The sequence below is a fragment of the Pantoea sp. genome, assembly GCF_028283705.1.
Taxonomy (GTDB): Bacteria; Pseudomonadota; Gammaproteobacteria; order Enterobacterales; family Enterobacteriaceae; genus Pantoea.
This window is the reverse complement of the sequence record NZ_JAPWKD010000031.1, coordinates 45,485-57,296: the sequence shown is the minus strand read 5'-3', so window position 1 is coordinate 57,296 and position 11,812 is coordinate 45,485. Positions and strand designations below refer to the sequence as shown.

At 41.3% G+C, this 11,812-nt stretch carries 5 protein-coding genes and 3 pseudogenes; all 8 read right to left on the bottom strand.

The features are described from left to right. Positions 1 to 158: 158 nt before the first annotated feature. Positions 159 to 462 (bottom strand): annotated as a pseudogene (locus PW844_RS22135) (integrase core domain-containing protein); the annotation flags it as partial. Positions 463 to 478: 16 nt separating this feature from the next. Further along, positions 479 to 1,523, bottom strand: a pseudogene (locus PW844_RS22130) (IS110 family transposase). 279 nt (positions 1,524 to 1,802) lie between these two features. Then, positions 1,803 to 2,674 (bottom strand): annotated as a pseudogene (locus tag PW844_RS22125) (IS3 family transposase); the annotation flags it as partial. Positions 2,675 to 3,274: 600 nt separating this feature from the next. Continuing rightward, positions 3,275 to 3,448, bottom strand: a complete 174-nt coding sequence (locus PW844_RS22120; RefSeq protein ID WP_299456409.1) for a hypothetical protein — start codon at positions 3,446 to 3,448, stop codon at positions 3,275 to 3,277. A 120-nt stretch (positions 3,449 to 3,568) separates the two neighbouring features. After that, positions 3,569 to 3,739 carry a hypothetical protein gene (locus tag PW844_RS22115; protein WP_299456408.1) on the bottom strand — a complete coding sequence of 57 codons (171 nt, stop codon included), beginning with the start codon at positions 3,737 to 3,739 and terminating at the stop codon, positions 3,569 to 3,571. 1,532 nt (positions 3,740 to 5,271) lie between these two features. After that, the gene (locus PW844_RS22110) at positions 5,272 to 6,222 is read right to left on the bottom strand and encodes a ParB/RepB/Spo0J family partition protein (protein ID WP_299456743.1); all 951 of its coding nucleotides are present in this window, start codon (positions 6,220 to 6,222) and stop codon (positions 5,272 to 5,274) included. Between the two features lie 35 nt (positions 6,223 to 6,257). Next, on the bottom strand, positions 6,258 to 7,460 hold the full coding sequence (locus PW844_RS22105; protein ID WP_299456407.1) for an AAA family ATPase: 1,203 nt from the start codon (positions 7,458 to 7,460) through the stop codon (positions 6,258 to 6,260). Between the two features lie 1,400 nt (positions 7,461 to 8,860). After that, positions 8,861 to 9,769, bottom strand: coding sequence for a RepB family plasmid replication initiator protein (locus tag PW844_RS22100; RefSeq protein WP_084878691.1), 909 nt, complete (start codon positions 9,767 to 9,769; stop codon positions 8,861 to 8,863). Positions 9,770 to 11,812: the final 2,043 nt, after the last annotated feature.

The following is an 11,812-nucleotide window of genomic DNA, read 5'->3' as shown; positions in this document are numbered from 1 at the left end:
AAAGGACCCGCAACAAGCCATGCATCCACCTCAAACATTGCAACCGACGAACAGATTGCCCAACCGACAAATCTTACCGAAAAAATCAAATAGCACCTGGATACCGGACGACCAAAGTCCTTTTTTATCCTCGCCTTCGATTTTGATGACTGAAGTGGTCAACTAAAACTGGCCACTGCTTTAGAGTTTTTCCAGTATCGACTTACAGTTTCATTGTGCGGTAAGCCACCATTATATTCATGCGGCCTTAGCGTAAATAACCCACGATATAATCGGCTATTACAAATAGGCCTCACTCTAGTTCATGCACCCAATTACAAGAACCTACGCCTTTTTCAGCCTCTGGAAGAACCGCTCCATTGGGCTGTTATCCGAGCAGTTTCCACGTCGACTCATGCTCTGCTTGATCCGGCAACGCTACAGTAATCGCCTGAACGGCCTGCTTGTGTTGTGGGCACCCTGGACGCGCTTCTAATAGTCAAGGCGTTATCTGAATGCTGCAGACCTGACTGTTTTGATTACGTAGTAATGTATAAACTTTGCGTGAAATATAACGCTTCAAGCAGCCTATTGCTTCCATTTTGTATGCCCTTCAACCACTCATCTGTCTGCATACTCCCTGGTTTTTGCTTCAGTTCGTAAACGACCGATGGCGATGATGTGAAGTGCACTATTCACTGCACGATCTCCACCTCGGTTAAGTCGGTAACGGTTCGTTTTTCCAGAAGAGACTGGAGCTGGGCTGACACCACACATTGCTGCAAAACCTGTTTCAGATGGTAGTCGTTAGGGATTGTCTCCGGTAGTGATCAGCGACTACGAAGCGCTTTCGTACCCAATTGTATTACGTTTAATCAGGTCAGGCGTCAGCTCGTCAACAATAGCCGCAATAATGACATCCAGATCAGCGATTTCGTCATGTAACTCGAGATAGCCTCGAGCCAGGGATTTTAATGCAATGCGATGCGATAAACGTTCGTAACATCGCGGTATTCACTGGCATCTGGCATCTGGCATCCAGGAGCCCAGTGTTCTGATAAACTGCATGCGAGTTATATTTCTGAGCAGTTCACGTAGTTCATCCGGTGCAGAGATAATATTGGAATGAATAATCCGAAGAGCGACTCTGCGGGCAGATATCGCTGTTTTTCGGCAAGTTTTAGCACCCGTAGAGACTCAATCATTCCATCACGTGTTTTTGGCGTGACTGTCCGTATTTCCGAGAATGCAGCATGAGCGGCGGACTCTGCACCAATAGTGTCGCTTTTACCACGCCTGCGTCGCTCCATGCAATCGGGTGCTGTTACCTCAAACACTTCTACTCCGGCTTTGTGTAAGTAACGCAGCAGTTCTGAGCCGTAGGTTCCTGTGCACTCAACACCAATTCTCTGTATTGAGCCAAAAGTGGCCATCCACGCCAGCATCTGGCTGTATCCCTGTCGTGTTGTGGCGAAATACTCCGTTTCGGGGACTTTGTTGTTTTGATTCATTACAGCGAACAGTGGCGTCAGTATTTTCATCATTCATGGCTGATCACCTGTCAGGAAGACATGATTGAAACCGCTGACTGATAACCCGGACAGGACAGTAACGAGATACGATGTCAGGTCCTTCTTGAATCATGCGAACCGGTGAGGAGATACCTCGTATAAAGAAACCTCCGGCAACCGACGAATCAAGGGCAGGACACAAAAGGTAGACCGCTGTCCGAGTGAGGATGCGGGAAGATCTTCACTGCCTCAGTAATCACATCAATCGGCTCAGACAGCTCAATGAAGAAAACTGACATTGGTATTATTACTATCGCTGTGGAACATCACCCCAGTTGGTTTTCCCCGGCGCTCCCAGGCCATTTCCAGCGATCTAATGGTAAGTTTGCAGTCAGGTGAGAATGACATTGCTCAGCCAACGGGTTTTCTGGCGAACAGGTCTAGAACAACGGCAAGATACGCACAGCGTTTTCCCGTCCAGATATAAATTACGTCGCTACACCATAATTAGTAGGACTCTGTGACCGCGAACTGACGATAAAGGTGGTTCGGTATAGCAACATTCTCCTGTTCGCCTCGTTTATACCGGTGTATTGGCTGTCGGCAGCTTACCAGTCACAGCTCTTTCATGAGTTTGCCAGCAAGCCATCGCCCCATACGGAAGCCCCTAAGCGTTGCTATAGTGGCAATGCTCCTTGCACCGACAGAGCCATGGCTGATGCTGTGTAACTCCTACACCTAGCTACACAGCGCTGTCAGCCTGATATCCTGTTCATCAGGACGACTTTTCCAGTATTTGTAGCTGCTGCGGTAAACCCCAAACACATGGCAGAGTGTCGCCACAGGATAACGCGCTCTGAGATTCCCAATTAACGAGAACTGTTCAGAGAGTCTGACATCTAGAGCCGGTAGCCTTTTTCAAGATGTCGTCTTTTTTAAGATATCTTCTCCATTTCAATAGGTTGAAGTTTTTTCTTTAACTCACGTATTTCAATCTGTCCCAGTGTTATCGGCGAAGCTTTGGGCGTTTTGCCCTGACGTTCATCACGTAACTATTTTACCCAGCGCGTCATGGTAGAAAGTCCGATATCCATCGCTTTAGCCGTTTCAGCAACAGTCTAATTCTGATCGACAACAAGCTGGGCGGATTCGCGTTTAAACTTTACACTGAAGTTTTTTTTCATTGGGGCACCTGTTTTGTTCTGAGGTGAGCATATCACCTCTGTTCAGATGGCTAAATTCGGTAAACCGTTACAGCCTGAGTGAATTGGCCATTCTCTTTAATGAGTTTATTTCGGAAAAAGTTGCAGTTGCAGAAAAGCCGCTGGCGCAGAAAGCGGAGGCGGAGGAAGAGAAAAAATCAGCCCTGAAAATCTGAGTCCGGACTGGACAAGACGCCCGTTTTTTTATTTCACTCTTCCGAAGGTGTTATCAGTATTACCGTACCTCCAATACCGCCCTCCCCTTTACTGCTCCGAACACCATCACTTCCCGGATAAAAACATCTACGTCCCGACACCGGTTTACTTCAACGTCATGACAGGCGAATAAAACGTTTTGCAATCCGTGCAATGGCTGAGCATGAAGAATCACAGCATAAATCCCGGACGTGAACATAACGAAATATACCTGGAAGACCGGAAATCCCCGGAGGGACTCCTGAGGGGAATTATAAGATACTGACAGTAACAATATTTCTTCAGAGACTCACTGTTTTCTGAGCCTCTTTTTCCGATGGCAACAGCATGCCTGTGAGAGATTACGGGGTAAAATGATGGCCGTTTTTATACGCTCTCAAATGAATAATAAAAAAACCGCATCAGCGCAGGCTTAACCCATAAACATCCGTGAACAGATTTCTGGTCCTCGATTAGGAAATGTTTGTTTTCAGCTTTATCTTCAGCGGCATGCATTCCTGAAAGGTTACTATCAATACTCGCTTCCAGTCCGGTTTCCACATCCTCACCCCCGCATGCGAAGATGCATTTCAGAAATGCATAGCCATCATGATGCTGATACCCTCACGGCACCCTGACACCTTACGAATTAAATCCCGGTTGTAACCACCAAGGTCGAATTTATTCCCCTCCCCTGATGTTTTTAACCATCAGGCCGATGCCGATCAGTTCATTGACCATTGAAGAGAAATTTACATCGCCATTCGTTGCACCATCCTGTATCTCAATTTGCACCAGGTCCTGAACTTCCCTTTCGGTTTTCTCTTTAAAGTAAATATTTCTTCTGGCCATACCATTATCCTTACTGCCTGAGCAGGGTATTACCTGCACAGTGACTGATGAATATTTCTGTTTTTTACTTCCGGGACAGACTGCGGAATACGTAAAATCGCCATGTTGCTTTTTTATTATTCTGTCGGCAGTCACTGTGTGTCAATCCGGCACTGTGTATTAATTTTCCGGGGTGTGCTAATCCGGCACTGCACGCGGTTTATATGTGTGTTAATCCGGCACTGTAATCCGTTTTTATGTGTGTTAATCCGGCACTGTAACCCGTTTTTATGTGTGTTAATCCGGCACCGCCCCCCGTTTTCATGTGTGTTGATCCGGCACTACTGACGCAAAAATCACGCATAACACACTGATTTAAATACATAGCTACAATTAACACACCATACAGTGCCGTTTGCAGTGCCGGATTAGCACACAATCCGGCACTACACTAGCACACAATCCGGCACTGCATTAACACACTATCCGGCACTGTAAAGTGTGTTAATTAACACACCTCTTGTCTCATACAAGTCAAATGTGGTAAATAATCACAACTAACATCATGTTTTAAAAACAAAAAACTGCAAGATAAAATCTTGCGTAGGGTGTGATTAAATCTTTAACCAAAAAGTGGCTTGTGAAATAACCCTATTTCCATCATTCTAAATAAACCGAGACCATCGTCAGATACCACCCCCATAGCGCTGCGTGCGCGTCTGTAACGAATTATCTTTCGCAGGTTGACCTGAGTGGGTATTTTGACGAAAACGCCACATATTCCTTCCGCGCATTCTGATGAGATTAACTTTATGAAATGGCTAACTGTAACTGGTTTTATCACAATATTCTGAACTCAGGCTGAACCGGAAATGTGCTTCAGAAAAGCTAGACATGAATAAGGTATGGATCCATAAGAACACCAGAAATATAAAAAAGTGTTCTCAGTGCATGGGGGAATAGTTTAGTTCAATCTAATCATCAGATAAATAATCAGACAAAACGTATGAACTTACATAAACATCAGTTCACTTGAATATAATCAGCATGTCAATATCAGAAATAACACTTAACAGTATTACATACTCCATCAGATAAAGAACCTCCCGCATTTTTAATATGTAGCTTGCATCAAATCGTTTTTTAAAAGCACTTTACTCATCTTATCATAAGATTAATGAGATAATTATAAAAAAGACACAAACCAAGGATGGTGGAGAACTTTTTATTTCTCAGAAGAGAATAATTTTGAAGAAAATATAGAAGGAATCTCTGTACCGAGTTTAGTCACTGATAAAATTAGTCTGTTTGATAAGCATGAACCTTCAGTGACACTTAATCCTAAAAATAAACGCAGTCATCACGGCAATCGAAAAACTTTCGACAGCTTGCTATTTTAGCGATGAATAATTAACACTGCGAGTCAGCATATCTACGAAGACTTTATACACATTGTTTGGATACTTTAAGTTAAATCTTAAAGTTGGCCTAACTGCACCATGAAGAATACACTAAAAGAGGAAATGGCTCCCACGGAAGCCATTTGATTAAACTTAGCCTCTGAGTTTCGCCCCTTTGACACTTTCAAGGACCTGCTTAATCGCCTCTTCGATTTTATCCACCGTGTCCTTGGGTAACCGGACAAATTCATAGCTGACAGAACGTTTTTCTGTATTCACTTTACGACGCGCCAGCAAGTTACGGTCTTCGAAGTCAGCCAGTTTTTCCGTGGTAAGAGGCTTCGGCTTTTTGGGTACCAAGTTGCGTTTGGCTGAACGAAAATAACTGAGTATCTCTGTTTTTTGCTCATCCGTGGTCATCCTGTCATTGCGGTTTACACTCATCATGGTGCGAACCTGTTCAGCCAGATCACTGATCTCAACGCTTTCTGCCTTGGCGTTATCTGTCACATCAAGCAACAGTTGATAGTCAGGCAAAGTCAGTTCGGAGACCACCGGAAATAATGCAATCAGCTCAGCAGGAACAGAAGCAGCCTGAAACGCACGGGTAACTTTAGCGTTTGAGATCCCTTCCACTTTTGCAATATCGCTTTTGCTCATGCCATTTTCATTCATGATGGCAAAACGTAATCCGAGTTCCCGCAGATTGTGTTCTCTGGCTGTCTGAATGTCAGCCGCTAACTGACGTGCATCACTAATATCCAGTTCATCGGCAGTAACCAGCACTTCAAGACTGGCTTCTGCAAACAGACAAGCTGCACGGCGACGTGAACCGTCCATAATCTCGATGCGTCCATCTTTAACCCGCCCAATTGCGGGAAAGAACTGCTGCAAACCAATGGTACGGATGATGTCTTTAACAGATTCTTCTGTCAACGTAGTCTGATCGCGGCCATTGACCTGTGGGTCAACATAGGTTCTCTGCTCAATATCGCCATGCGGAATGAGCTGACGGGCAAAAGTGGCTGTTTTGCCCGATTTTAATGTGAAAGTTCGTGAAGTATTGCTGCTGTCAATAAAGCTAGCAATTGCAGTCTGGCCCATGGTGCGGCCGATACGTTGTACCGTCTTATGAGTACTCACAGTGTGCTCCTGATGTATTCAATGCGGTCGAAAACTGCACGAGAAAATTGCTCTGCTTCATACTTGGCTTTTCGGAGGGCATCAGCACTACCCGGATAAGAAATAGGATTGGCACTGATAACCGTATCAAATGATTCGCCGCATCGCTCAAAACCATCAAGCCGCGGTAGAGAGGCATCAAGCATAGATTTAGTAAACACTTCTCGCGCGTAGCTCTGAGAAGTTAAATGATCATGTTTCGTCGTCATTTTCGACATAAAACCAATATTGGCTTTTAATCGTGGTTCGACACCTTCTTTTTCAATACGCTCCAGCATTTCAGGCAAGCGGGTCAGATACTTCATTGTGGAATGAAAATCGACCTGCGCTGGTGGAGTCGGAGTCAACAGGATATCGCTGGCAGCAATGGCGTTAAGCATGAACGAATCAAGATGTGGGCCAGTATCGACAAAGATAAAATCATAGTCATCGGCAAGTCGATCGATTACATTTCTGCGCAAAACTTCAGACGGTGCAACCCCCGGCAGATATTCCTGCACTAGAGCCTCCCAGTCACTTGCTACAAAACCATCATCAATTGAGGCGGGCATAACATCAACGCCGGGCATCACTGTTGGCTGAATAAACTCGCTATGTAACTGCTCGCGACCAAGATCGTTCAACATAGCTTGGGCAGCAGTTTCTGCTTTGGAGCCAATGCTATTTTTATGGCTTAAGAACATGGTGCTTGAAGCCTGAGGATCAAGATCGATGACAAGGATCCTTAGATCATTGTGCAGCATAGCAGGATGAGCACGCATTCCATGCGCGAGCGTCACGGTGCTGACCGTTTTGGATACACCTCCTTTCAGGTTAACGACGAACACAACGAAGGGACCTTTATGCTTATCACGGTATTTAGGTACTTTGCGGTGATGATAAATATCGATAACGTTCTGCAGGCTAAGCGCATATTGTGAGGTACTGCCGGTTTGCTTTTTCCCAAACTCATAGCCAGCTCCCTCCATATCACTTATGGCTGCGACAACAGCGTGCTTACTGAGCAGTGGAAAATTGGCAACAGCGTTGCGTGAATACGTTTGATAATAACCAGTCTGATTAAATTCAACCCGTTGTTGTTCAATATGGTTGCTAAGTCCCTGCAACATACTGTTCGCTCGCTTCGCTGTCTCCAGCACATCGCCGTAATCACGCTTCATAAGCACCTCAGTAATAATGTCTTTTTGAATACTACACAAAAAACCGTAATCTGCCAATTTTTCAGTAAAAAACCTAAAAACTGGATTTTTTCTTCATCGATGGATTTATTTCACAAAACTGAGATTATGCCAATAAGGCTGCAGACCTATCGCAATCGCGAAGTTTCTCACCATACTGTCATGTCATTGATTATTAAGGATAAATATCGGATTTCGGATTTATTTCAGCCGCCTGGATATCCAGCACAATTACTAAATCCGCATATTTAAAGGAACACTACGTACAAATTATCAACATTTTAAAATCAGACCTTTTTGAGTTTTATTTCTGATCTGCATGCGAAGAGGAACGGAATGATTACTTAATGATCATCACATCAACGCATCTCTGTCATTCTGCATGTCCAGAGGAACAAAAATCGGGTCAGGCTAACCCCTCATCAACCGATTTTGCATGTTCAGAGGAACACTCCGGCAACTGAATCCACAACCCACCCGAGGAATTGCCTCAATCTGCATATTTACAGGAACACTTATCACTTTCGCCCAGCATGTTTAGAGGAACACATGCCGTATAATGCATTTTTAGAGGAACGTGACCATCTGATAAACAGCATATTTAGAGGAACACGCTAGAGATTTTCGTATCATATTCAGAGGAACAAGCTTCTCTGAAGTTGCATGTTCAGAGGAACATCATTATCAGATGAATGCATATTTAGAAGAACGCATCTGATTTTATTGATAAAAATTTATCGCACAGTAATCAGTTTTAAAGCCCCACCTCGGTTATATCTTGTACAAGACAAGAGTCCTGCATGTTTAGAGGAACACCACTACTGGAACTCACTGCTACATGTTTAGAAGAACATCTGTTGAGAAACCGCTGCATCTTTAGAGGAACACCTGGGATAAGGATTAGCATGTCTAGAGGAACAGCTTGCAACATCAGCATCATTAGAAGAACGCCAGATCTTTTTGCACCCCATAAACTGTCAGTTCATAAATTGATTTGCATGTTTACGGGAACGGCGATTATCTCATACCAGCAGCACAGGTATCAAAAGCGACGGATGCATGTTTAGAGGAACACTATGCAACTCATCGCCAGCATGTTTAGAGGAACATAGCATCTGAAACCAAATGCATGACAATAATCTCATATTTCGTTGATTACAAAGATGCTTTCTGCATGTTCAGAGGAACGCCCTGCCCTCTCTAGGATGACTGGCAGCAATATTTACTAATGCATGTTTAGAGGAACACTGAGGGAAACATTGAATAATATAGCAAGCTTTCGCTTGCATATTTAGAGGAACATAACGGATTTATATTGAAAAAACAGTCAATTGCGCTTAGTAACACCAATACACTGATGTTTAACAATGCTGTCTTGAAGCCTAAACTTCATTGTTCTCAGAAAGATCCGGATCCCGGGATGTGATCGTAAAGTAGATCCTTTTCTTACCCTGAACTACTTTGTAACCTTCGGTATATGTTAGGTATTTAACGTCCTCCAACAGCTTCATAGCTTTCCTCACTATCATCAGCTGTTTACGCGGCTCAGAACGCATGTTAAGCCGTTCCTGAATTCGTTCGAAGGTAACAATCTGAACTTTGTTTGGAACGTTTGGCAGGCCTTCCAGGAACGTATATATGGCCTTAGCAACCTCATTGCGCTTAATGGCAGGAAATACCTTGAGTTTGAGCACGCGTTTGAGGTCGATGTTATAGAGATCTCTAAGTCCAGGATTGTACTCAATGATGACCTGATTTTTAGCGGTATCCACCTTGGAAAAGTTGATAAGGTGTGTGGTAGCACTCACGATATCTTCGCCATCCTCCTTGTACACATGGATTGAAGTTTGGGTGATTTTACGCAGTGATTTAGCAATCCGCTCCTTCAGATTTTTATTGACCTGCCGTGAGTTGAATTCACAAAGACGCGCAAACTCGGTGAAAGGTAACGTAACCTTACCCTCTTTCATCTCAGTGTGGGTTAAGGCAGAAATGATGGCCACCCAGGTGCGAAAATCGGTGTCCATGTCCAATTTAGGGCCATTAATGGTAACTTTGTTGTACCCTTCCTTGTTAACAATTTCGAGGTTACGGAACTCTTCTGAGGCATCCATCGAGCGATTGCCAACGCTCTTTTTTTCGATCAAGCCCACAGGGCTGAAGACACTTAAGCGCAGCAGTGATAGCGGCTGGATCGATTTGTTGCTTGTGGATGATATGTACTCAAGTTCACCTGTGGTTTTATTTTCATATTCGACAGTTAGACCTAAATCATTTATATCCTTAGACATTTCCTTTAACCTCCCCTGCCACAATTATCCACAGGTAAACGTTGCACTGCATATTCAGAGGAACGCTTTCTGCATATTCAGAGGAACACTACAGCATATCCAGAGGAACGCATAGCATTTTTAGAGGAACAAATTACATATTTAGCGGAACGGATCACATGTTTAGAGGAACAAATTGCATGTTTAGAGGAACAAAAGATGCTTTAACCACATGATAAATATAAACTTTCTGATGCTTAGATCTTTAAGATCTTTATAAAGATCATATATAAGATCCTTATTAGATCAATATAAGATCCAATTCATTAGATCTATCCTGTGGATAATGGGTAAAAATGCAATCAAAACTCATCCATGCCTCGATTTTTAACCTTGTCCTATTTAGGTTTTTCAGTACATCTTTATTTGTTTAAAAAACCTCCAAAAATTGATAATTGAATACGAATTCAAATTTTTAAATACTAGGTGTGAAAAGCAATCTAGTTAATTATAACTATATGATAATTAACATTTTTTAATGTTACACTGTAACATTTAAATCTAATCAACTTTTTATCAGTCAATCTAAAAAGATATTCAGGAACAATATTAGACTTAGAAAAGAGAATCATCATGTCAGCACAATAGTATTCTCAGGTGGATTTAAAGCCATTAGCATTAAAAATAAAATGGTCTTCTCATGATAAATCCCTTCCCTCTGCATTATTTGGAATACTATTTTTCTCTAAATTGCATATTAGTAAGCTCATTTTTATCATCAGTTACTGTTTTTCCTAGTTATATAATTCAATTATTGGATAATAATTCTAAGCTTCGGTTAAGATAACGTGTATTTTAGATCTCACCAGAGCGTAAGCCTAGTAATTAGATTTTAAATCGAGAAATAAATAGTTGATTTGATGTCTGAAGTATTAAACGTAACCTTAATTATCATTATTTAGATTTATGGCTGTGTAAACCTACTAAATAGTAATAGCCAAATATGATTGATTTGCAAACAAACATCGGACAATTGAATTGCAATTCAGGCCAAAATGAATACTTTTGGTAAAGCAAATCAATATGATGCTCCAGCTTTCTTTCTGGATGTTATTTTATTATCGTTAAACTATAAGATTTTCATCCCAAATAGTCACACACGCGATACTTTGTTACCAACGTATATGAATTTGTTCTTTTTAAAACGAAGCTGTTTAGAAGTTAAAATTACTTTTTATTTTTTGTATTCAAATAGATGCTTTTTTAATTCAATTTTATCAGTTCACCGATGGTGTTTTCAGGCTGAAAATTGTCAAAATATAGATATAAATCAATAAGTTATATTGATTCAATAATGGAGTTAGCTCAAATCTCTTGAAGTTCAGCCGATAAGGTTTATATAAAAATTACATTTCAAATTGAATAAATTTGAGTTACAAGCGATCCAACACAATTCTCAGATGGTGACTGCAGTTGTTCAATAGTAATAATATCGATAAATAACTAACCTATTTATATGACATTTACGTCAATCTACTCTACCAAAAAACGAAATCATTATACTTATTGCAATATAATGGTTGCGAATTTCAAGAAGTTGAATTTACTCAGAAGCGCAAAAAATCATTTCTACATTCAAATCTAAATATTTGAATGTCAATATCGCTAGTTCAAAAGGTATGTTCGTAATTTAAAGGCATAGCTATTAAAGAATTGGTGTTTTTTTTCAATTAAGATTTATAGACCAAATATTAACATATTAATCAAGAATATAGATTTAGATAAACATTTTAAGAGAGGGAAATATAGGATATTGATAAACATTTATATACGATAGGGAATAGAAACATTATATTCAAACAAGTTTTGGATAATATCTCTCAAACATGTGCATGTCTGCATAAAAGACAAACATAAAAAATAAATTTATTAAGTCGAAAAAATCCAAATTTTAGTGGCTTTTATAAACATGCTCAATTAAAAAACGAGATATCAGCCAACGAGCGTATAGGGACTGTTAAATCTCAATTGACAAATGTTTTTGTACTTCATATAGAAAATAAA

What these genes read in the sequence shown, in the direction of transcription:
- PW844_RS22115 (WP_299456408.1), bottom strand. Translation starts at nt 3,739, where the DNA reads ATGGCCAGAAGAAATATTTACTTTAAAGAGAAAACCGAAAGGGAAGTT.
- PW844_RS22110 (WP_299456743.1), bottom strand. Translation starts at nt 6,222, where the DNA reads ATGGGCCAGACTGCAATTGCTAGCTTTATTGACAGCAGCAATACTTCA.
- PW844_RS22105 (WP_299456407.1), bottom strand. Translation starts at nt 7,460, where the DNA reads ATGAAGCGTGATTACGGCGATGTGCTGGAGACAGCGAAGCGAGCGAAC.
- PW844_RS22100 (WP_084878691.1), bottom strand. Translation starts at nt 9,769, where the DNA reads ATGTCTAAGGATATAAATGATTTAGGTCTAACTGTCGAATATGAAAAT.